The sequence below is a fragment of the Chitinophaga cymbidii genome, assembly GCF_007992715.1.
In the GTDB taxonomy this organism is placed as follows: Bacteria; Bacteroidota; Bacteroidia; order Chitinophagales; family Chitinophagaceae; genus Chitinophaga; species Chitinophaga cymbidii.
This window is the reverse complement of the sequence record NZ_BKAU01000005.1, coordinates 498,244-522,134: the sequence shown is the minus strand read 5'-3', so window position 1 is coordinate 522,134 and position 23,891 is coordinate 498,244. Positions and strand designations below refer to the sequence as shown.

The following is a 23,891-nucleotide window of genomic DNA, read 5'->3' as shown; positions in this document are numbered from 1 at the left end:
GACTTGCTATTCTCATTTATTAACAACCAAATCATTTGCAATTTATGCAAAAAAAATGCTATTGGCCGCCCGGTAACCGGGGAAACAACGGCCTGACCAAAATCATGAATGTGATGAAACTGACTGCGATCCTCATCATGGCCGCAATTTTCCAGGCATCTGCTTCCGGCCACGCACAAACTGTCACGCTGTCTGCCGAGACTATACCTTTGAAGAACGTATTTGCCGCCATCAAGGTGCAAACCGGTTACGTGGTGTTCAGCAATGCCAACACCATCGATGAGCAGCAGCGCATCAGCCTCTCTGTAAAAGACATGCCGCTGGAAGAGCTGATGAAGCTGGTGCTGAAAGACCTTCCGGTCACTTACCTGATCAAAGGCAAAACCATCGTGCTGTCCCGTAAAGCGGCGGCGACCGCTGAGCCCGCTCCCCCGCCGGGTTCCGCCAGCGGCACCATCCGGTCCGCGGCAGGTGAGCCTTTGCCGGGCGTGTCTATCCGCATTAAAAACACCACCATCGGCACCATCTCCGCTGCCAACGGAAATTTTTCCCTCGTTAATATTCCCGATAATGCCGTGGTGGTCTTCTCCATGCTGGGTTATGAACCGGTGGAAGTTGGTTTCCGCCGGACGGAGAACGGGTTCACGGCCTTTACCGTCAAACGCGAACAGGCCGGCCTGCTCCGGTCCACCGAAAGCGGCGCACCCGTATTGTCCCTCACCATGCGTACCCGTGATCTCTCCATCAATGATGTAGTCGTGAACGGGTATTCCAGCGTCAATAAAGGTAATTATGTAGGCGCCGTTTACAGTGTACGCGCCGATGATATCAGGATCGCGGGAGAAACGAGCATCGACCAGATGCTGCAGGGCGTAGTGCCCGGCATGAACGTAATGGTGCAATCCGGCCAGGTAGGCGCCACGCCGAAGATCCGGATTCGCGGCACCTCTACCATCCTGGGCAACCAGGAACCGGTGTGGGTGGTAGATGGTATCATCCAGCGCGACCCGCTGCCGCTGCCTCCCAATTCCGGCAGCCTGGCGGGCGACCTCGGCGATCTGCGCCTCATCGCTTCCAACGCCATCTCCTGGCTGAACCCGAACGACATTGAAACGATCACCGTACTGAAAGACGCTTCCGCTACGGCTATCTACGGCTCACAGGCGGCCAACGGCGTAATCGTGCTCACCACCAAAAAAGCACGCCCCGGCCAGATATCGGTATCTTACAACACCAATCTCTCCGTGGGCCAGCGCCCGAAATACGCGCAGTTCGACCTGATGAATTCCCAGGAACTGATGCGCTTCTCCAAAGAAGTGTATGAGGGCCGGGATTCCTATACTTACGATGTACTGCCCATCGGCTACGGCGGCCTCATCCAGCGCCTGCAGAACAAGGAGATCGACTATAACGAATACATGCAGGGATTCCGTAAGCTGGAAAACCAGAACACGGACTGGTTCGATTACCTGTTCCGGAACGCCTTCAGCCAGAATCACAGCGTGAGCATCTCCGGCGGCAACGAAAAACTGATGAACCGCACTTCACTGAACATGCAGCAGCAGATCGGTGAGGCCAAAGGCAACGATCTCCGTTCCTTCTCCGCATCATCCAACACCACGCTGCGCCTGGGCAACCGCCTTACGGTGAACCTGCTGCTGAACGGAAGCGTACGCAACACCGACGGATTCGCTTATGGCGTCAGCCCCTTCGAATACGCATACAACACTTCCCGCACCATCCCGATGTATAACGAGGACGGCACGCTGTTCTACCATGAAAAACGCGGCCAGGTCAGCTCCGCCATCCCCGGCAAGGCCAACTTCCTCTACAATGTGCAAAACGAAATAGAGAATACCGGCAGCCTCAACACCAACAGCACCCTGAGCACCACGGCCGACGTACGGTTTAAACTGGCGAAGGGGCTCGAATACCAGGGCCTGCTGTCTTATTCTTCCGCCACCACCAGGCAAAAGTCATACGCCACCGAATTGTCGTGGTACATCACCAATGAACGCGGATACGATTTTGGCAGCGTACCCTCCAATTCCCCGGAGGAAAATAATACCCGCCTGCCCTTCGGCGGCCTCGCAGCATTACAGAACTCCACCAACAAGAGCTATACATTCCGGAACAGCCTCGTATACAACCGCATCTTCAGCAAGGTGCACTCGGTAACCGTGCAGGGCGGCATTGAAGCACGTTCCTCCCTGCTGGAAAGCGACCTGTCTACCCGCTACGGCTATCTCCGCTACCGCGGCGAAACCTTTGCACCGTTACCGCACCGGCCCGACCTGGTGAGCGGCACCAGGGTAGACCTGCACGAAGCCATGCGCCAGAACTCACGGATCGTCAACCAGGAAAGCAATTACCTCAGCGAATACGTTTCGGCATTTTATGGTTTCGACCAGCGTTACGTGTTTAACTTCAACGCCCGCCTGGATGCTTCCAACCGCTTTGGCCAGGACAAGAACAAACGCTTCCAGCCCACCTGGTCCATCGGCGGCAAATGGCGCATGGCCAACGAAAACTGGTTCCGCAATGTGGCATGGCTTAACAACCTGGACCTTTCCGCCACTTACGGTTACCAGGGTAACGCGGTGGAGGAAGTATCCCCCTACCTCATTGCAACGGACGGCGGCCTGAGTAATCTCTACAACCAGTACATCCTCAACATCAAATCACTGCCGTATATGGACCTGGGTTGGGAAAAAACGAAAACCTGGAACCTCGGGGCGGACATCTCCCTGTTCAACGGCAGGGTGAGCGCCACCGCCAACTACTTCCGGAAGGTCAGCAATGTGCTGTCCCCACGGCAGGTACCGCTGGAAAACGGTATGGACGCGGCTATTGTGTTCGGTTCCCAGATGGAGAACTACGGTTATGACTTTATTATAAACGTAATGCCTATACGCACGAAAAACGTCACCTGGCAGCTGGCGGTGAACAGCGGCCGCACCCGCAACGTGGTAAGGGACAATCAGAAGATCAACCTGCTTCCGGACTACCTGGGCGGTACCGCGGTGCTCAACGGGCGCCCGTATTCCACCTTCTATTCCTATTCTTTTGCGGGCCTCAGCCATGCGAACGGTGTGCCGATGTTCAACTACCTGGACGGCAAGCTGTCGGACGATTATACCAACTTCCTGGTGGAAACCGGCAAGCTGGAGCCTGACTTCACCGGCGGTGTGAACACATCGCTGCGGTACAAGACCATTTCGCTCCAGGTGATGTTTGCCGTGGCTTTCGGCGCGGACAAACGCCTGCCGGTATATTACAACCCGTCCGGCGCGCCCACGCCCGAGCAAAACGCGCCCCGTGTGCTGAACGACCGCTGGAAGCAACCGGGAGACGAGCAGCATACGAACATCCCCGCCGTGCCGCCGGGCAACCCGCGCAGGATTGAAATAGAGCTGCCGCTGCTGAACACACCCGGTGTTTCACCTTACGACCTGTACAACATGTCGGACATCATGGTGGCCAGCGCGGACTTCATTCGCTGCCGCCAGGTTTCGCTCAACTACCAGTTCGGACCTTCCGTGCTGAAAAAGCTGCATGTGAGAAATCTTTCTTCTTCTTTCAGCCTCACCAATCCTTTCCTGATCGTCTTCGACAAGTCATGGAGAGGGTACGATCCTGAAACTGCGGGCTGGCCTGCACGCCGGGTTACTTCCGTATCATTAAACATGACCTTCTAACATTGACGCGCATGACATACAAGCTATTTGCAATACCGGTGATCACTGCTTCCCTCCTGCTGGGCGGCTGCTCCAAGTTCCTCGAAGAGAAATCGCAAAGCGACGTGATCCCTAAAACCGTGGTGGACTTCCGTGAGCTGTTGCTGGGATCGGGTTATCCCGGCGCAGACCAGCCGGCGGATTTTATTTATCTGATGGATGATGATGTGGACCTTTTTATCGAATATGGTCAAAGCACAGGCTATACCATCATCGGCAGCCCGACCACCAAAACGCATTTCCTTCATTATACCTGGCAGCCGCGCATGGCGGAGGAAAACGGCGTGGGCGACCGCATCGGCGACCTTCCCACGAATACGCCGTACTACGAGATATATGACCGCATCAAAGGCTGTAATGCCGTGCTGGACCATATCGACGACGCCATTGGCACCCGGCAGGAAAAAGACCGCGTAAAAGCGGAGGCCCTTGCCGTCAGAGCCTATCACTATTTCCATCTCGTCAACCTCTACGGAGACCCGTACACGGAGCACCCGGACGGCCCCGGGGTACCGTTGAAGCTGAACTCCACGGTGGACGCCGAATTTCCGGCACGCAACACCGTGGCGGAAGTGTATGACGCCGTGCTGAAAGACCTGCATGAAGCCGCCCGCCTGATGGACCCGCTGCCTATCGTACGCAGGGACTATCATATCAACCAGCCGGCCATTCACATCCTGCTTTCCAGGGTATACCTTCATGCCGGTAAATGGGAAGAGTGCGTTACCGAAGCGAACAAGGCATTTGACCAGGGCGCTGTTATCCCGGACCTGACCACTATCACTACCGGCCCCTGGGTGAGCTATAACAACGAGGAAGTAGAATGGATGTATGGCGGCACCTACCAGGTCAACCAGACGGAATACTCCCCCGCGCCTGCGCTCCGCGCCAGCTTCCACTCCAACGACATCCGGCTGAAATATGGTTTCCAGCCGCAGGGGTCCGGCACCGTGCTGCTGAACAAACTTTTGTCCAACGGTCCAGGTACGATCGTACAGGCCATCCGCACTTCGGAAGCACTGCTGAACCGCGCGGAAGCATACGTGCAGCTGAACAATCCCGGAGCGGCGCTGAAAGACCTCAACGACATGCGCCGCCGCCGCATCATCGGTTATACAGACACCAGCATCACCGATAAAACCGCATTGCTCAACGAGATCCGCGACGAACGCCGCAAGGAATTCTGTTACGAGGGTTTCCGCTGGTTCGACCTGCGCCGCTACGGCCGCCCGGCCATCACGCACCGCTATCAGCATGACGTATCAGAGAGCATCCTGCTGTACACGCTGGAAGAAAAAGATCCCGCGTACACGCTGCCTTTCCCGACAGGACTGCTGCTGCGCAATCCCGCGCTCTCACAAAACCCATCCGCAGATATGCCTGATAGAGTAGGACATTAAAATCTTTAACGCATGACACGCATTCATATGAAACGCCCATCTGGATTTCGCGCACCAGGAATGATATTCCGGGCGTTCCATCTGACCGCTAAAAAAATAAATATTGACAGATGAAACATATCTTTCTTCTCGCTTTTACCGGCCTGCTACTGGCAGCCTGCAAAAAAGATACGCCCATCGGCCCGCCGATCGGAATAGAACCGGACTACGTGCTGCCCCAGGGCGATGCGCCGGAAGAAGCGAACAATAAAATTCAGCAGCTGTACGATACCTACGGCTCGTATTTCCTGTACAACTTTACGCAGAAAGATTTCGAATGGATACAATCCACCAGCACCGGCGCCGGCAGAATAGACACCGCCGTGCTGGGCGACCCCGCCTACACCTCCGATATGCTCGCGTTCCTGGACGATGTGTGGCTGAAATTCCTGCCGGAAGATTTTAAAAAGGAAGGCGGTATTCCTTACCGTGTTTTTATCATGGACAGCATCCGGCAGTACCGCCCGGGTTACCCGCCCGGTATGGAGTACCTGAACTTCGATTTTAAAGTGATCGGGAAAGCCCTTGCCTTCAGCGGCATGAATGCCGGCCTCCGCACGATGACGCCGGAGCAGAAGCTGGCTAAAAAGAAGGTGATCATGGTGGCGATGTGGAATTATTATATCGGCAACAAGTTCCTGGATATTCCGCAGGCGTTCTACACCGTCAGCAACTATGCCGCTCCCAAACCCGCCACGCCGGTGAATGCGGCCAACCCGGAAAACCTGGAAGCATACCGCCAGAAAGGGTTTCTGCCATCGTCTTACAACACCGTCACCGGCAATCCCTTCGAATGGCTGGCTAACGACTATTCCTGGGTCACCAACGGAAAAAGCAACGACCTGAACTCGTTTGTATTTCATTTGCTGCAGCGTACGGACGAAGAAATGGCGCCGTACCTGGACAATTATCCGCTCATCAAAGAGAAGTTCGATATCCTGATCGATCACTTCATGGATAAATATCAGCTGGATGTAAGGGCGATCGCCAACGCCACTTATTGATCCTGATGCCTGAGCGCCCTCCGGCCAACCGCCGGGGGGCGTTCTTTTGCCATTCATCAATAATCAGGAAGAAGGCAGGTATAAAGGAAGGACATGATTGTTTCAGAGATGCCTTCAAACAATTACGCAAACAAACTTACTGAATGGAAAACGCCATCGTAAAAGTAGAAAATCTGTCGCACCGCTACACTGCTCAATGGGCAGTGAGGGATATCAGTTTCGAGATACGCAGCCAGGGAGTGGTAGGATTACTGGGCTCTAACGGGGCCGGTAAATCCACCACCATGAATATTATCTGCGGCGTACTGAAGCAAACCAAAGGCAAGGTGTTCATCAATGGTACAGACCTGGATAAAAATCCGGTAACGGCTAAACGTAACATCGGCTTTATGCCGCAGAAGCTGCCGCTTCACCTGGACTTCACGGTGGAGGAATATCTCACTTACTGCGCACACCTCCGCCTGGTAGATAAAGCGCAGGTAAAAAAAGCAGTAACGGAAGCCGCTGAAAGATGCGGCGTATTACATTTCCGGGACCGCCTGCTGCGCAATCTTTCCGGCGGATACCAGCAACGTGTGGGCATTGCCCAGGCCATCGTACATGGCCCGCGCTTTGTGGTGCTGGATGAGCCCACGAACGGGCTCGACCCCAACCAGATCGTGGAAGTACGCCATCTCATCCGCGAGATCGCCAAAGACAGGTCCGTGCTCCTCTCTACACACATTCTTTCCGAAGTGCAGGCCACCTGCCAGGAGATCAAAATGATCGACCAGGGGCAGCTGGTGTTTTCGGGTACGATGGATATGTTCGACAATTACATCGAGCCCAACAGCCTGATCCTGTCGCTGGACGAACCGCCCCCCGAAGAAGCGCTGCGGCAGCTCGAAGGCGTGCGTTCCGTGGAACAGATCGGCCCATACCGTTTCCGCCTCGGGTACGACGGCGACAAGAACACCACCCGGCGCATTGCCGCTGCCAGCGTGGAGCGCGGCTGGGGGCTGATGGAACTCGTAGTTGAAAAAAGCTCGCTGGATGCGGTATTCGCAAGACTGTCCGGGAAGGCCGCTAAATAATGTACTTAAAAAGACACCATTCATGAGACAAATAAATAAGATCGCGAAAGCGGAACTCTATACATTATTCTATTCACCCATTGCCTGGATGATCCTGGTGATATTCGCCGTTCAGACGGGCTTTGTGTTCAGCGGCAGGTTGCAGGAGCTGGTCCGTTACCAGGAACTGGTAGACGGCATCGGAGCAGGTACTTACGGCTTGTTCGGCGGGCAGTTGTCACTATTCCCCGCCGTACAGGGATATCTTTATCTCTACATGCCCCTGCTCACGATGGGCCTGATGAGCCGCGAGCTCAGCAGCGGCTCCGTGAAGCTGTTGTACTCCTCCCCGCTTACCTCCACGCAGATCATTTCCGGGAAATTCCTGGCGATGATGCTGTACAGCCTGGTGCTGATCGGCATCCTGCTGGTGTATGTTGTGCTGGGAGGAATTAAAATAGACAACTTCAGCTGGCAGGAAGCATGCTCCGGGCTGCTGGGCCTTTATCTGCTGATGTGCGCCTATTCAGCTATCGGCCTTTTTATGTCCTGCCTCACCGGTTACCCGGTAGTAGCGGCGCTGGGCACACTGGTGTTGCTGGGGCTGCTGAATTACATCGGCAAGGTATGGCAGGATATTGAATTCGTGCGCGACCTCACTTACTGGCTTTCCATCTCAGGCCGCGCCGGCACCATGATCGCCGGGCTGATCAGTTCGGAAGATGTGTTGTACTTCCTGATCATCATCACGCTGTTCCTCGCATTGGCCGTACTCAGGCTGCAAGCCAGCCGCGCCCATGCATCTTTCGCATCCGTATGGAGCAGGTATTCGCTGGCCCTGATCGTGGCGCTCACACTCGGTTATATCACTTCCCGGCCAAAGATGATGAGCTACTACGATGCCACTGAAACAAAAAGGAATACGCTCACGCCGGCGAGCCAGGAAGTAGTGCGGAAGATGACCGGCGGGCTCACCATCACCACTTATGTGAACCTGCTCGACCGCGAGGCTTTCAACGGCCTGCCCGCACAGGTCAATGAAGATAAAGACCGGCTCAGCCATTACCTGCGCTTCAAGCCGGAAACCAAACTCCGTTACGTATACTATTACGATAAATCCGTGAACCCGTCTTTCAGAAGCCCGAAAGATCCGAAGGACGAACCGCTGGACGAACAGGCGAAAAAAAGGGCGGAAATACTGGATATCGACCTGGACCTCTTCCTCAAGCCCGAGGAGATCAAAAAGAAGATCGACCTCAGCGCGGAAGGCAACACCTTTGTGCGCATCGTGGAAAGAGAGAACGGGCAGCAATCCTACCTGCGCCTGTACAACGACATGGTGAAGTTTCCCAGTGAAGCGGAGATCACCGCCGCGTTCAAACGCATGGTGATGAAGCTGCCTCGCATCGGCTTCCTGCAGGGCGGCCGTAAAATGGAAGGCGACCGTGCAAAGGATTACACCCTTTTTTCCTCTGAAAAATCCTTCCGCTATGCGCTCACCAACCAGGGCTCCGATGTGGAAACACTCGATCTTTCCGGTGACAAACAGATACCGGAAGACATGGACATCATTGTGATAGCGGACCTGAAAGAAGCGCCCGATTCCAATGTCAGTAAAAAGCTGAACGCCTACATCGCCGCGGGCGGCAACCTGGTGGTAACGCTTAAACCCGGCTCTGCGGTCATGGAAGCGTTCATTGCGCAGTTCGGCCTTAAAACCGTACCAGGCCAGCTCGTGCAGCCCAAGCTGGACGTGGCCGGCAACGTAGTGATCTGCGTACCGACCAAAGAAGGGAAAGCCATGGCGGAGATATTCGACAACATGGACAAACGCGGCCAATGGGTAGGCATGGTCAACTCCGCCGGTCTTGAAAAAGCAGCGGACAAAGGATTCAAATTTACGCCCATCATTTCCAGCCGCGATACGATGAAAACCTGGAACGAGCTGCAGACGATCGACTTCGTGAACGATTCCGCCAGTCTCAACCCGGCTACCGGCGAGCGGCAGGGCACGTATGTAACCATGATGGGCCTTTCCCGCCAGGTAGGTAAAAAAGAACAGCGCATCGTGGTGCTGGGAGATGCGGATTGCATCAGCAACGGCGGTATGACGCCGCCGATCCATCGCTACGGCGCATCCAACTTCACCCTCATCCCCGGCATGTTCCACTGGCTGTCTTACGGCACCGTACCGGTAGACGTAAGCCGCCCAGCCCCCACAGACAACCAGATACACATGAAGAAAAACGGCGCAAAAACGGCCAAAACAATATTGATGTGGATATGGCCGGGCATTATGCTGCTGACGGGCGCCATCCTGCTGATCCGCCGCCGGAGAAAATAAAAGCCGTGTTATGAGCCTGATGACCGACCAACAAACGATCAACGATCTCCGCCTTTTCGGCAAGGGGGGAAACGACGGCATCTATGCCCTGTTTAACCGCACGCATACCAAAGGCGGCTCGGAACTGCTGGAAGATATGTTCCGCCGCCCGCTGTCGGACGAGCATGCCATCAATGCCCGCAGCTCCGTGATCCGGTATTTCGCGGAGCATGCAATACCTTTTCCTTATGAGAACCACTGGTTCGATGCCGCGGAACATTACTTGTCCGACACGGATGAACGCACGCAGCTCAGCCACCAGGAAGATAACCTGGCGAGAAAATTCAACCAGATCATTGCCGCAGATACGCATTATAAAACGATAGAGAAAGGTGTGGCCGGCCTCATGGGCATCCTGCAGGCAACGCGCGCTTTCGTGAACGATGCCCGCCAACGAATGGCAGGCTTGCCGTATCATGAAGAAATCGACGCGATGGACAAACTGCTCTCCACGCCCGCGCTTCAGCCGTTACTGGCGGAAAACGGGAAACAGAAATTCTCTTTCGCCACGCTTTCCGTGTACGACCAGTTGCTCCGCTTCCGGGAACGGAACAAGCTGCGGCAGTTGCTGGATCACATCTACCTTGCCGATGTTTTGCTATCCGTTGCCGGGACGGCACGCGCGCGGGGATATGCTTTTCCCAAAGCGGTAGCGAAGGAGCAGCAGACCGTGACGCTCGAAAATTGCTGGCACCCTTCGCTGGAAAAGCCGGTAAAGAACTCGCTGGAGATCACGCCGGCAGGCAATGTGCTGTTCCTTACAGGGGCCAACATGGCAGGCAAATCCACCTTCATGAAATCCCTCGGCATCGCCATGTACCTCGGGCATATGGGATTTCCCGTGCCGGCGTCGAAGATGGAATTTGCGGTGCGGGACGGCATTTTCACCACCATCAACCTGCCCGATAACCTCAGCCAGGGCGCCAGCCATTTTTACGCGGAAGTGCTGCGCATCAAGAACGTGGCGCGGGAGTTGAGCCGGGATAAGTACCTGTTCGTGATCTTCGACGAGCTGTTCCGCGGTACGAACGTAAAAGACGCCTACGAAGCCACCATCGCCGTTACGTCCGCCATCGCACGCCGGCGCAACTGCATGTTCGTAGTATCTACACACATCATTGAAGCGGGCGAAGTGCTGAAAGAAAAATGCGGCAACATCCGGTTCATGTACCTGCCTACGTTGCTCAGCGAAGGCAAACCCGTGTACACGCACCGGCTTACGGAAGGCATTACGGCGGACAGGCATGGTATGGTGATCATTAAAAATGAAGGGATACTGGACATCCTGTCCCGGAAAAAAACAGAAAAGAAAAGCACATGAGTTTCATTGCGGACAAGCAAACGCTCGACGATCTGCAGCTGTTGGGCAAATACAACAGCGCGTCTATATTCAGTCTATTCAACCGGGTAAAAACAAAAGGCGGAGAACAGCTGCTGGACCAGATGTTCCTTCACCCGCTGACAAACGAGCAGGCCATCAACAACAGAAGCAGCATATTCCGCTATTTCCGCGATCATGCGGCCGAATTTCCATTTCAGCATGACGTTATCTCCGCGATGGTGGCTTACCTGGAAGAGAACAGCGAACAAAGCTCCATGCTTTCGCTCGTCAGGATGACGCGGAACAGGGCCATGGCTATGCTGACGAAGGATGAAACGTATGAACGCGAACAGCAGGGGCTGCAGGCCAGCCTGCTGATGCTGCGCGAATGCGATCAGTTGCTGCAACGCCTGGAACGGGATGCGCTGCATACCGTCACGCCATGGGCAGCCTGGGCGGAAAAGGCGGGGCCGGTGCTGCGCCATCCACAGGCCGCCGCTTTCCTGCACATGCCGGCGAACAGCGAGCTATCACTTTCACAGGCTGCACAGTTGCGTTACCTGGTAGCCGGCGTGTGGAAAGAACAGCTGCAGGCGCTGATCACTGCCACGTATGAGCTGGACGTGTACATCGCCGTTGGTACGGTAGCGCGTGAAAAACATTTCTCCTTCGCCGTTGCGCATCCGCGCAGCGCTAATTTCTTCACAGCAACAGATGTAAGGCATCCGCGGCTGGACAATGGAACGCCCAACTCCTTCGGGTTCAGCCACGAAAGCAATGTGATGTTCCTTACCGGCGCGAACATGGCGGGAAAATCCACCCTGATGAAAGCCTCCGGCATTCTGCTGTACCTGGCGCACATGGGCTTTCCCGTTGCCGCGCGGGTGCTGGAATTTTCCGTGCTGGACGGCATTTACTCCTCCGTGAATGTGCCGGATGATCTCCATAAAGGATACAGTCATTTCTATGCGGAGGTGCTGCGGGTGAAAACAGTCGCGGAAGCCGTGAGCGAAGAAAAAAGACTGTTCATCATCTTTGATGAACTGTTCAAAGGCACCAACGTCAAAGACGCCTATGACGCTACATTGTCCGTCACCACCGCATTTGCAGGCTTTACGGAATGTTTCTTCATCATCTCCACACATATCTTTGAAGCCGGAGAGGCATTACGGGAAGTGCCCTCCATCCGTTTTGTATTTCTGCCTACGGTGATGGAAGGGCACGTACCAAGATATACTTACAAGCTGCAGGAGGGCATTACCACCGACCGGCAGGGCATGATCATTATTGAGAACGAAGGGATACTGGATATGCTGTGACCTGGCGGCGCTGCTGATCAGCGTAACTAACTGAAGAAACCCGTTGCCCTGCCGGCGGCGGGTTGGTGATAATTCCTGCTTTTTCATTAACTTACTATTGTTAACCTGATCCACGAACACTTTTTGACAAACCCAAATGCAAAACCCAATGAAAAAGCAACTCATTCCACTACTGACCGCTACAGTTATCACCACATTAACCCTTACAGCATGCCAGGAAAAAGAAACCACGCCGGAGGTTTCAAACCCGGATTCCCTGCAGTCCAACGCCACCATCCTGAGCGCGCTGGGCCTGATGAGCGGGAACCCCATCCTGCCCGTCCCCACCGCCGACCCGGATATCATTTACGCCAATGGCAAGTACTACATCTACCCTACCGCCACCGGCCCGAACGCCAGCCAGTTCCATGCGTATTCATCCACCGATCTGCTGAACTGGACGGACGAAGGCATTGTGCTGGACCTGGCGAATGTCAGCTGGGCGCATACGGATGGATGGGCGCCTTCGGTGGTAGCGCGTAACGGTAACTACTATTTTTACTTTACCGCCGCCAAAAAAATAGGGGTAGCGGTAAGCACCAGCCCCACCGGCCCCTTTGTTGACAAAGGCAGCGCCCTCGCCACCGGCGACGGCACCGATCCGATAGACCCCATGGTATTCATCGATACGGATGGACAGGCTTATATGTACTGGGGCAACACCACCTTCAACATCCAGCGGCTGAATAACGATATGATATCGTTAACGGGCACCCGTGGGCACAACAAGCCCTCCAACTACTTCGAGGCCGCCTACGTGATCAAACGGAACGGTATCTACTACCTGATGTATTCCATCAACCATTTCGGTAATGATGACTATCACGTGGAATACGCCACTTCCACCAACCCCATGGGGCCGTGGACCTACAAAGGCCGCATCACTTCCCCACGGGGCGCCATAAAAGGGCCGGGGCATAACGCTGTGATCCGCAAACCCGGCTGCAGCGACGAGTATTTCTTTGTGTATCACCGACGCACCAGCACCAATATTCATGAGCGGCAGGTGGCGATCGACAGGATGTTCTTCGACGCGGCAGGCAACATCATGCCCATCAATATCACCAACTCGGGCGTTACGCAAACCAGCGGCACCACGCCCTGTTATGTGCCTAATCCCATACCCAACGGGCAGTACGCCATCCGCTCAAAGATCAACACCACTTCCGGCGCCGGCCTGTATCTCGATATTGCGGGATGCTCCACCGGCAATGCGGATGTGAGGACCTGGACGCGCACCACCTGCAACGGGCAAAAGTGGAATATCACCTACCAGAACAACGGTTTCTACAAGATCATCTCCGAATTGCCCACCCATAAATCGCTGGACCTGGATGCATGCGGCATCGACCGCGGCGCCAACATCCAGGTCTGGGATGTTTTTGCCAATGATTGCCAGCTGTGGAAGATCGAAGACCTGGGAGGAGGCTGGTACCGTATTATGTCGAAGTCCAGCAATAATGTAATGGATATTGCCGATGGCAGCGCCGCACCCGGCGCAGACGTGCGGTCCTGGAACTGGAATGGTACGGACGCGCAGATATGGAAGTTCGAGGCGCCGTGATGATGAATGCTCATTTTTGTGACAATTTATTTTTAGTTTGCGGGACGGAAGGATTATACGGACATTGCATAACAGCGACTTACATAATGAGCAACAACTGATAAGGCTGTTCCGGGAAGGTGACAGATCGGCGGCAACGGAGCTGTACAGCAGGTTTTACAAGGGCCTGGTGTATTTCGCGCGCAGGATCGTTGAGCATGCCGGAGAAGCGGAAGACATTGCGCAGGACAGCATGGTGAAACTCTTTGGCAAGAAAAACGACTTCTCCAACCTCACGGATATCAAATCATTTTTATACGTCAGCGTCCGCAACGCCTGTTTCAATTATTTAAAGGCCCGCGACCGGCATGAACTGTCGCACCAGGAACTATGCTATCTTACGCCCGAAGGAGAAGAGAGCGCAGACCTGGAAATGCTGAAATCGAGAGTACTGGCCGAAATCTACCAGGAGGTGGCCGCCCTACCCGCGCAATGCGGTGAAGTTTTCCGGCTTATTTTCATCCACAAACTGGGTACCGCCGAAGCCGCGGAAAGGCTGGGTATTTCCCCGCAAACCGTCCTGAATCAGAAAGCCAGGGCCATCAAGCTATTACGCTACCGGCTCTCCGAAAAGGGCTTCCTGACCTTACTCCTGCTTATGAAATTGCTGTAGAAAAAAAAATTTCTCCTTTTTTGGTTAAAACGACCTTTTAGTTGTGTTATACTAAAGGGATCGCTTTTATATAACATCCCACCACCACGATATGGATGCGCAAAGAATGAATGAACTGGAGCGCCTGCTGCTGAAAAAGCTGGAAGGAAAGATCTCCGGAGAAGAGCTGCGGCGCCTGGAAAGCTGGGCCGCGAAAAATCCGGAAAACCGCCGGTTGATGGAGGTTTTGTCCGACCAGGAATGGATGATGGAGCAGATGGCGGAACTGGAAGCGATTGAAATACCCGCGCAGGAACCGGTGGTAAGGCCCTTTTTCCGCCGCTGGGGCTGGGCGGCGGCGGTGATATGTCTTCTGGGGGCGGGAACCGCCTTCTGGCTGACGCGGCAACCCGCCGTACAAACCGCCCCCGTTGTGCAAGCGCCCGCGCAGCCGGACGTACAGCCGGGCCACGAAGGCGCTATCCTGACGCTGGCCGACGGCTCCGTGATCCCGCTGGACAGCACCCGCCAGGGCGAAATAGCCCGGCAAAGCGGCAGCAGGCTGACCCTCGGCAAGGGAGAACTGGCGTATGACGCCGGCGCACACAGGAAGGAAGCAGCGGAGTTCAATACCATCACCATCCCGCGCGGCAGGCAGTTCAGGCTGCTGCTGCCCGACGGATCGAAGGTATGGCTCAACTCCGCCAGCAGTATCCGCTTCCCGGTGGCGTTCACCGGAACCGTAAGGCCGGTCACGGTAACCGGCGAAGCCTATTTCGAAGTGGCCCAAAACAAAGCCATGCCCTTTATCGTGCATGTACCGGAACGGTCATCGCTCCGGGTGCTGGGAACACGCTTCAACATCAAGGCGTACCCGGATGAACCGGGCGCCGTGGCTACCCTGCTGGAAGGCAAATTGTCGGTGGAAGTAAGCGGAAAACAAACCGTTCTCCTTCCCGGCCAGCAGGCGGTGATGAACGGAACACAGCTGCAGAAAAGCAATGTGGCTGATGCCGAAGCATCCATAGCCTGGAAGAACGGATTGTTCAATTTCGACAATAAAAAACTGGATGCAGTGATGCGCGAGCTGGCCAGGTGGTACGATCTGGAGATCGTCTACCAGAAAGGAATACCGGATATCATGTTCGGTGGCGAAATGGGCAGGAACGAACCCCTGTCCAACGTGCTCCTCGGCCTGCAGGACGCTAACGTGAAATTCAGGATCGATACAAACCGGCGGCTGGTAGTTTTACCCTGAGGCCGGTCCATTTTGTCCCTGCGCGTTGCCCGAAAAACAAAAGTCTTGCCGAATAAAAAACCGGAAGTGATGGGGTCACTCCCGGCTGGCGTTCAGCAAGATTATAATGCCGTACAGTAATACGTTTAACAACCAAACCAAACATTGCAATTTATGCAAAAAACTGCTATTTGCAAGCGGTGGCGCGTGCCCGTTAAGGGCCGGTTCAGCTATCCCTTAACCGATGTATGTAGAAGGAACGATTCAGTATCTCTACCACACAGCGCGGCACGGCGGCAATTTCAACAAATGCTGCGTATCATGAAAATTGCGAGCTTTCTGCTTCTGGCTGTATGCCTGCACGTTTCGGGGAACGTCCGTTCCCAGCACATCACTTTCTCCGGCAACAACGTGCCGCTGGAAAAAGTATTTTCCGTTATCAAAGAACAGGCGGGTTATGTGGTGATGTACAACAAACAGCTGATCCGCGATAAAGAACCGGTGAGCATTTCCGCCAAAAACATGCCGCTCGGCGAGTTCCTGGACAAAGTGCTGAAAGACCGGTCGCTCAACTACCGCATTTCCGTGGAAACCATTTTCCTCTCCGGCAAACCGGCGGACCAGCAGGAGGCGGCGCGGGACGTGAAGGTGTCTGGCATCGTCTATACCCAGGAGCGGGAGCCGCTGCCGGGCGCTTCTATCCGCGTGAAAGGTACGCAGGCCGGCGCTTCCACCAGCAGTGAAGGGATGTTTACCCTGGCCGCGGTGCCGGAAGATGCTGTACTGCAGATCTCCTCCATCGGTTTCCAGGTGAAGGAAATCTCCATCGCCCGGCTTATATCCGGCAAAGCCATACCGGATGTAAAACGCCTGCCCGGCGACGATGCGTCCGTGAACTTCGAAGTGTTGCTCACCATGATGGTAGATTCCCTCGAAGCAATTACCGTCAACAACTACGCCACCGGCTACCAGACGCTCAGCAAGGAGCGCTCTACCGGCGCTTTCGCCACCGTGACCGCCTCTTCCCTGAAGCAGCAGCGCCTCAGCAGCCTGAATTCCCTGCTGGAAGGGCGCGTGGCGGGTTACAACAACGGGCTGATCCGCGGCACCACGTCCATGAACGGCGTTACCAACCCGCTCTACGTGATCGACGGTTTCCCGGTGGAGAACACCACCTTCGCCGGCAACTCCCTCCAGGAAAACCTTCCCGGCCTCAACCTGGAAGACATTGAAAAGATCACCGTGCTGAAAGACGCCGCGGCCGCTTCCATCTACGGCGCCCGCGCGGCCAACGGCGTGGTGGTGATCATTACTAAAAAAGCAAGAAAAGGCCGTCCACAGGTAAACGCATCCTCCACCCTTACCTACCGGCCCTTTAATTATTATACCGGCAACCTCACCAATTCCGCCGAGATCCTTGAGCTGGAAAAGGAATGGGCGGCCAGCAACCCGAATTTCCAGGGCGCCGGCGCAACTGCTTACGCGCAATCGCTGCTGGACAACAAGGTGTACATCAACCGGGGCGCCGATGCCTATCTCAATTTCTATGCGGGCAATATCGACCAGCAGGAACTGGACGCGCGGCTGAACAGCCTGGCGGGACAAGGATATAAGTATTACAACGATGTGGCGGAGTATGCCAAACGCAATACCCTCCTGCAGCAATACAACGTGAACGTAGCGGCCGCCAGCGACAGGAATGCATTCTACGCTTCCGCCACTTACTGGAACAACGCACAGGAAGATAAATATTCCGGTAACAAATCGCTCGGCCTGAACGTCCGCAATACCGCGCATTTCACGCCCTGGCTGGATTTTGAAGTAAGCACGTACCTGCTTTACACCGACGGCAAAAGGCAAATGTATGATCCGATGTCACCCGGCTACAATGTGATGCCGTATGACTATCTGAAAAATGAAGACGGCGCCAACTTTACCATGACGGCCGACCGACGCCTCAACTCGAACACCCTGTCGATCATCAACCAGTACGGCCTCTACAATATGGACATTACGCCGCTGGACGAGATCGGGCGCAACATCGAGAACATCAACAGCTTCATGAGCCGCAGCTACGCGAAGCTGGACGTGAAGTTCGCGAAGTGGCTGAACTACCAGGTGTCTTTCCAGTACGAGAACAACAACATGCGCACGAATACCCTGTACGACAAGAACAGCTATTACGTGCGCAACCGCGTCAACAGTTTTGCGGGATACACGGCGGACGAGGGGCTCTTTTACCTGCTGCCCTATGGCAACATCTACAACCGCGAGAACCAGTTGAACACGGCATACAACTTCCGCCAGCAGCTGAATTTCGACAAACGTTTCGGTCAGCATCACAACATCACAGCGATCCTCGGCTCGGAAACGAAGAGCATGAAGCTGGAACTGAACGACCAGACGCAATATAATTACGACCCGCATGTGCTGTCTTATGATCTGATCAATGCGAAAGCGCTGGCCAATCCGCAGGGAACGTTCTTCAACGGCACTTTCTCCGCCAGCGACATGGGTTTCGACCGGGAGATCATCAACCGCTTCGTATCGTTTTACGGTAATGTGGGATATTCTTATGATGACAAATATCTCGTGACAGGCAGCCTCCGCTGGGACCGTTCGAACCTCTGGGGCACCAACTCCGAATATCAGAACAAGCCGCTCTGGTCTGCCGGCCTCGGCTGGAACATCTACCGCGAATCCTTCTTCACGCCCGGCTTCGTGACCTTCCTGAAGCTGCGCGGTTCATACGGCGTGGGCGGTAATATTTCCAAAAACGCCGCGCCGTACATGACCGCATATTACAGCCCGAACTTCCAGGTAGGCGGCATCCAGGGCAGCATCAGTTCCAGGCCCAACCCTTTATTGTCTTGGGAACGTACTTTCACCGGCAATATAGGCGTGGACGTTACGATGTACGATAACCGGATCACGGGCTCTGTGGATTACTACCGCAAACAGGGTAAAGACCTGCTGGCGAATACCATGGGCGTACCCACCGAAGGGTTCGGCTACTCCACCTACGAGATCAATAACGGTGAAATGACCAACCACGGCCTGGAAACCACCATCAGCGCGGATATCGTCCGTTCCAAAAACTGGAAATGGAACCTCACCGGCCTCTTCGCCTACAACAAAAACAAAGTGACGTATGTGAATGTGGAAGCGCCGGTGTATTTCCTTCAGCTGGATTATCCGCAGGCTTACCCCCGCGTGGGCAATCCCTACCAGGCCCTCTACGGCTATGAATGGGCGGGCCTCAGCGCGGAAGGTCTGCCGCAGGTGTATGATGAAAAAGGAGGCATCGCAACCTTTTCACCCAGCGAGCTGGACGCCATCAAATACCTCGGTACCACCGTGCCCACCTACAGCGGATCGTTCAGCAGCTCCCTCGATTATAAGAACTTTACTTTCGCGTTCCTGCTGACTTACGAGGGCGGGCACAAAATGCGGAACACTTTTCTTCCCATGCTCGGCAATGCCTACAATTCCAATATGTTCAGCTACATGACGCAGTTCGGCGCCGTGAACAAAGACATCGCCAACCGCTGGCGCAAGCCCGGCGACGAAGCGACGACCGATGTGCCGAGGGCCATCTTCTCGGAAGATCCAGCTTTCAGCTCCGATACATATACCATGTACAGCAATGCGTCCATCAACGTGCTGAATGCGTCCAACATCCGCATGCGGAACATCTCGCTGGCGTACAATCTACCCGAACGCTTTATCCGGCAGGCTTTCATGCGAAGCGCACGCATCCAGTTCAACGTGGAGAACGCATTCACCATCGCAGCCGACAAGAATGCCAAATACCTGATGGGCGGGTACGTTAGACCCAATTATGTGTGGAGCCTGCAACTCGGGCTGTAATCATCGAACCTTTAAAAAAGAAAAAGGCAATGAAACGAATTATCAGATTAAACATATACATCGCCCTGGTACTGGGTATGGCGCTGACGAGCGGCTGCAGCAAGTATCTCGACATTGTGCCGAAAGGCCGCAAAATGCCCACCACGCTGGCGGACTTTGAAGCGCTGGTGCGCGACGAGTATGGCAACCACCGCTACCCGCATTTGCAGGCGATATACCTGCTTAACGACCGCTTCGAGCGGACGGAGGCACTGAACTTCAACCCCCTCAGCAAGGCCAATTATATGTGGCAGGAAGGTGAAAACAGGATCACTTACAATAACAGCGACGAGTCCGCCTACTACACCGCCTACGCCGCCATTTCCAACTATAACCTCCTTGTGCAGTACGCGCCGGAAGCTACCGAAGCTACGGATGCGGAGCGGAAGATGCTGGTAGCACAAGCCAAACTGGGCCGCGCCATGCACTACTTCCTGCTCGTGAATTATTACGCGGATACCTACGAGGCTTCCAGCGCCGCCACCAAGCTCTCTGTTCCGCTCATCGAAAGCGCGGACATCGGGGCGCCCTACCAGCAGGTGACCATCCAGGAAATGTACGATTACATCATCCGCAACGTCACGGAAGCTTTGCCCGACCTGCCCCTGGAAGGCGCCACCATTCTGCACGGCTCCAAAGGCGCGGCGCACGCTTTCCTGGCAAGAGTTTATCTTCAGATGGGCGACTACGACAAAGCCCTCGCCTCCGCCAACGACGCCCTCGCGCAAAACGATCAACTCTTCGACTGGGTGGCCTATTACAACAGCTACAAAGCCCAGATCGACGAGCCGGGCGTATATCCCAGCCTGCCTTCACCGCGCGCGTATGATTTCGTGGAAAATTATATCTTCGGACATGAAGATGCTACCTACAGCAAAAGGGAATACAACATCCGCACCGACCGCGCTGCACGTTTCGAGGCCGGCGACGCCAGCTTTCTCAGCCGCTGGAAGCTGCGCACCATTGGAACGGATACTTATTACTACAGCATTATGACCGGCCGCTTTAACGATGGCGGCATCACCACCTCCGAGGTGTACCTCATCAAGGCGGAATGCCTGGCACGGCAAGAAGATTGGCCCGGCGCCATGCAGGCCCTGAACGCCGTTCGCGTAAAACGCATCCTGCCGGCGCAATACACCCCGCTTTCCGCGGCCACCACAGATGAAGCCATCGGCTACATCCGCCGCACCAAGGAAAGCGGCACGCTCTTTTCCATCGTAGCGTTCGGGGACATGCGGCGGTTCAACAAAGAACCGCAATACGCGCGTACCCTCACGAAAACCGAGAACGGAAACGCCCTGTCGCTGGCGCCAGGATCGCATATGTGGACGATGCCCTTCCCGCAAGGCGCCATCAACAATCCCGGCAACGGAACCATTCATCAAAACGTAAATCAATAACCCATCATGAGAAAAACACTGCTCAGTAAAAGCTTCTTCACCGCGGCCGTTCTGGCGCTCGCCGTGATATTTTCATCTTTCCAGGATAAAGGGAAATACACCATCACCGGGCATTTCAGCGAACTGCCGGACGGCACCGTGATGGAACTGGTCCCTTCCGGTACTCACAAGGAAGAAAAACCCGTTGCCTCCGCCACCGTAAAATCCGGCCGGTTCACCTTTACCGGCAGCGTAGACGGCCCGCGCTACTTCTTCGTGAAGATCGCCGACGGCGGCTACAGCGGCTTTAACCTGATGGTGGAAAACGCGGAGATCAGCGTAACCGGCAAAGCAACGCCCGCCAAAGACGGCAAAGGCCGCTCCTTCACCGGCATCCAGGTGAAAGGCAGCCCCTCGCATACGGCGTATGAAGAAAAATCCTCCCTGCGCGGCCGCCTGAACACACTGTACGAAGCCTATCATGAACGCGGCAAAGCCGTTACCGACGAGCTGAGCGCAGCCCGCAACGCAAAGGATACCGCCCGGCAGAAAGAGATCATGGCTTCAGATGCATGGAAACAGTTCGAAAAAGAAGAACATGCATTTTTCAAGACCGTAGGCGATTCCATCACCGCCCTGATCACCGCCAACAAGGATACCTGGTGGGGGCCGTTCCTCATGCTCACCAACTTCAGCTATTTCACACCGGAACAAAAGCCGCTTTTCGAACAGTTCTCCAAAGAAGCGAAAGAAAGCTATTACGGCCAGGTGGTGCACGCGGACCTCTATCCGAAAAGCTATATCGGCCAGCAAGCTCCTTCACTGACGTTTGCTGATGTATCCTTCGCATCCATCGCGAAAGGGAAGAAATATGTAGTAGTTGATTTCTGGGCCTCCTGGTGCGGGCCCTGCCGCAAAGCCGTGCCTGCGCTGAAAGCATTTTATGCGGAGAACAGCAAGGACGTGGAAATCATTAGTGTATCTATCGATAAGAAAGATGCCGACTGGATGAAAGCCGACAAAGAAGAAAACTTTCCCTGGCACAGCTACCTGGACCGTCAGGACCTTGCGGACGCTTACCAGGTGAAAGCCATTCCCGCCATGTTCCTGCTCGATGCAAAAGGAATTGTGGTGGCGGAGAATGTGACGCTGGACCAGATCCGGGAGAAGATAAAATAACCGCAGGTTAAACATAGAAAAATGGCCGCTTCCCTTTCCGAAGCGGCCATTTTTGCATTCAGCTATTCACCTGGCATGCATATAAATTTGCGCGGCCATACACAGAAGGCCGTTCGTTCAGCTTCCGCACAGTCCCGTAGCCATCAAACAGCTTTTTAAGGCTGTTAAAAGACACCGGGTACGGCACCCACGGGTTGGGCACATCACTGTCGTATTCGATAATGATCCAGGATGCCCGTTCAGCAAGCAAGCCCATCGTTCTTTCAATAAATGCCGGCTGATCTTTTACATAGTGAAGCGCATTCGCGATCAGCAAACCGGACAATGAGCCCGCCTCAAAACTGGTCCGTTCAATGTCCGCCTGCCGGAATTGCAACGAAACCTTTTTATAAACAGGATCGATGTGCTGCCGGTCCTTATCAACACAAACAATACTGCTGCCAGACGGCAACATCGAGGCAAGCGCATAGCTGAATATTCCGCTTCCGCAGCCCAGGTCCGCCCATTGCTGCGCCGGGTCAGGCAACAGGGTGGCGGGTGCGATCAGGCTGCGGGCTTCTTCAATGGTCATAAAGTACAGATCAGAATATCTTTCCGAAAAATGCTTTCATGTCCTGCCAGGAAGCGCTGTCCGCCGCGGCATTGTAAGCAATGGGCAGATTGAACTTCTTCCCGGTTGCTGTAGCGGCAGGATTGCTGAAGGCATGCAGGGCGCCGGGGTATGATTTAAACGTATAGTCGGCGCCGATAGAATCAAGTCCCTTTTTGAACTGCGCTTCTTCTTCGGGAGAAATGAATTTGTCCGCCCCGCCGTGGCACACCAATATTTTGGATTTGAGCAGGTCCTTGTCCGGCGTAACGCCTGCGAGGCTGCCATGGAAGCTCACCACGCCATTGAACGGCAGGCCCATTTTGGCTGCGTTCAGCACCATAGCGCCGCCAAAGCAGTAGCCGATGGCGGCGATTCGGGAAGTATCGGTTTGGGAAAAAGTTTTGATCTCGGCCAGCGCAGCAGCCATGCGGGATTTAATAAGTGCGGCATTGGTATAGAACGCACCGGCGGTCTTACCCGCTTCGTCCGGCGTGGCGGCATGCCTGCCATTGCCGTACATGTCTACCGCCAATGCAATGTATCCCAGTTCCGCCAGTTGCCTTGCGCGGCTGCGGGTATAATCGTCCAGTCCCCACCATTCCGGCACCACCAGCACGCCCGGCCGCGGCTGTTCGCTGGCTTCGTTGTATACCACATACCCGATCAGCGTAGCGGTGTCGTCCTTGTAAGTAACAGTTGCTTCCTTCAGTTTGATGGCGGATGCTGCCGTTGTTGAATCCGTGGCAGTTTCCGTGGAAGCTGTCCGGTTATTGCAGGCCGTAGATCCTATCACGGCTGCCAGCATGACCGTACACAATAAGGTTTGCGTTTTCATATATAGATGCTTCATTTGAGCGATAAATGTCGGGATTTCCATTGATAATGAAAAACACCCTTATAATTTGACGGATTCCATGGTGTTAGCATCCGGTGTGATTGTCGCGAGTTATGTTCCGGATGGTGAGGTGAGGTTGGGTTCGTTTGTACCGGATGAAGTGAATGACGCTGAATTGGCCCGCCGGGAGAAATGGAGCCGGGAGTTAACATGATGTTAACGAAATCAAATATATTTGAAACAACTCACCCTAAACGCATAGAAATCC

At 54.8% G+C, this 23,891-nt stretch carries 15 protein-coding genes; 13 read left to right on the top strand and 2 right to left on the bottom strand.

The genetic code is table 11. The features are described from left to right. Positions 1–113 precede the first annotated feature (113 nt). The 13 genes from CCY01nite_RS20740 (at position 114) to CCY01nite_RS20680 (ending at position 22,196) form a co-directional block, all read left to right on the top strand. Entirely contained in the window at positions 114–3,698 is a 3,585-nt protein-coding gene (locus CCY01nite_RS20740; protein WP_222614462.1) for a SusC/RagA family TonB-linked outer membrane protein, read from the top strand. A gap of 11 nt (positions 3,699–3,709) precedes the next feature. After that, positions 3,710–5,137: a RagB/SusD family nutrient uptake outer membrane protein gene (locus CCY01nite_RS20735; RefSeq protein WP_146865806.1), complete on the top strand. Its 1,428-nt coding sequence runs from the start codon at positions 3,710–3,712 to the stop codon at positions 5,135–5,137. A 110-nt stretch (positions 5,138–5,247) separates the two neighbouring features. Further along, on the top strand, positions 5,248–6,180 hold the full coding sequence (locus tag CCY01nite_RS20730; protein WP_146865804.1) for a hypothetical protein: 933 nt from the start codon (positions 5,248–5,250) through the stop codon (positions 6,178–6,180). A 143-nt stretch (positions 6,181–6,323) separates the two neighbouring features. Continuing rightward, the gene (locus tag CCY01nite_RS20725) at positions 6,324–7,253 is read left to right on the top strand and encodes an ABC transporter ATP-binding protein (RefSeq protein ID WP_146865802.1); all 930 of its coding nucleotides are present in this window, start codon (positions 6,324–6,326) and stop codon (positions 7,251–7,253) included. A gap of 22 nt (positions 7,254–7,275) precedes the next feature. Next, the gene (locus tag CCY01nite_RS20720; RefSeq protein ID WP_146865800.1) at positions 7,276–9,576 is read left to right on the top strand and encodes a Gldg family protein; all 2,301 of its coding nucleotides are present in this window, start codon (positions 7,276–7,278) and stop codon (positions 9,574–9,576) included. A 10-nt stretch (positions 9,577–9,586) separates the two neighbouring features. After that, positions 9,587–10,936 (top strand): MutS-related protein, encoded by a 1,350-nt coding sequence (locus CCY01nite_RS20715; RefSeq protein WP_146865798.1) that lies wholly within the window; start codon positions 9,587–9,589, stop codon positions 10,934–10,936. Then, entirely contained in the window at positions 10,933–12,255 is a 1,323-nt protein-coding gene (locus CCY01nite_RS20710) for a MutS-related protein (RefSeq protein ID WP_146865796.1), read from the top strand. The genes CCY01nite_RS20715 and CCY01nite_RS20710 overlap by 4 nt, the downstream gene beginning before the upstream one ends. Before the next feature lie 148 nt (positions 12,256–12,403). After that, the gene (locus CCY01nite_RS20705) at positions 12,404–13,858 is read left to right on the top strand and encodes a family 43 glycosylhydrolase (protein ID WP_146865794.1); all 1,455 of its coding nucleotides are present in this window, start codon (positions 12,404–12,406) and stop codon (positions 13,856–13,858) included. A gap of 64 nt (positions 13,859–13,922) precedes the next feature. Further along, a complete protein-coding gene (locus CCY01nite_RS20700) occupies positions 13,923–14,510 on the top strand; it encodes an RNA polymerase sigma factor (RefSeq protein WP_186831184.1) in 588 nt (195 codons plus the stop codon). A gap of 91 nt (positions 14,511–14,601) precedes the next feature. Continuing rightward, positions 14,602–15,747 (top strand): FecR family protein, encoded by a 1,146-nt coding sequence (locus CCY01nite_RS20695; protein WP_146865790.1) that lies wholly within the window; start codon positions 14,602–14,604, stop codon positions 15,745–15,747. A gap of 300 nt (positions 15,748–16,047) precedes the next feature. Continuing rightward, positions 16,048–19,596 (top strand): SusC/RagA family TonB-linked outer membrane protein, encoded by a 3,549-nt coding sequence (locus CCY01nite_RS20690; RefSeq protein WP_146865788.1) that lies wholly within the window; start codon positions 16,048–16,050, stop codon positions 19,594–19,596. Positions 19,597–19,625: 29 nt separating this feature from the next. Next, the gene (locus CCY01nite_RS20685) at positions 19,626–21,038 is read left to right on the top strand and encodes a RagB/SusD family nutrient uptake outer membrane protein (RefSeq protein ID WP_146865786.1); all 1,413 of its coding nucleotides are present in this window, start codon (positions 19,626–19,628) and stop codon (positions 21,036–21,038) included. A 6-nt stretch (positions 21,039–21,044) separates the two neighbouring features. Beyond that, positions 21,045–22,196, top strand: coding sequence for a TlpA disulfide reductase family protein (locus tag CCY01nite_RS20680; RefSeq protein ID WP_146865784.1), 1,152 nt, complete (start codon positions 21,045–21,047; stop codon positions 22,194–22,196). A 58-nt stretch (positions 22,197–22,254) separates the two neighbouring features. Here CCY01nite_RS20680 and CCY01nite_RS20675 read toward each other — a convergent pair whose 3' ends face one another. Both CCY01nite_RS20675 and CCY01nite_RS20670 read right to left on the bottom strand, forming a co-directional pair. Next, complete coding sequence (locus CCY01nite_RS20675; RefSeq protein ID WP_146865782.1) at positions 22,255–22,767, bottom strand: class I SAM-dependent methyltransferase; 513 nt, start codon at positions 22,765–22,767, stop codon at positions 22,255–22,257. Between the two features lie 10 nt (positions 22,768–22,777). Continuing rightward, positions 22,778–23,623, bottom strand: a complete 846-nt coding sequence (locus CCY01nite_RS20670) for a dienelactone hydrolase family protein (protein ID WP_246129991.1) — start codon at positions 23,621–23,623, stop codon at positions 22,778–22,780. Positions 23,624–23,891 lie beyond the last annotated feature (268 nt).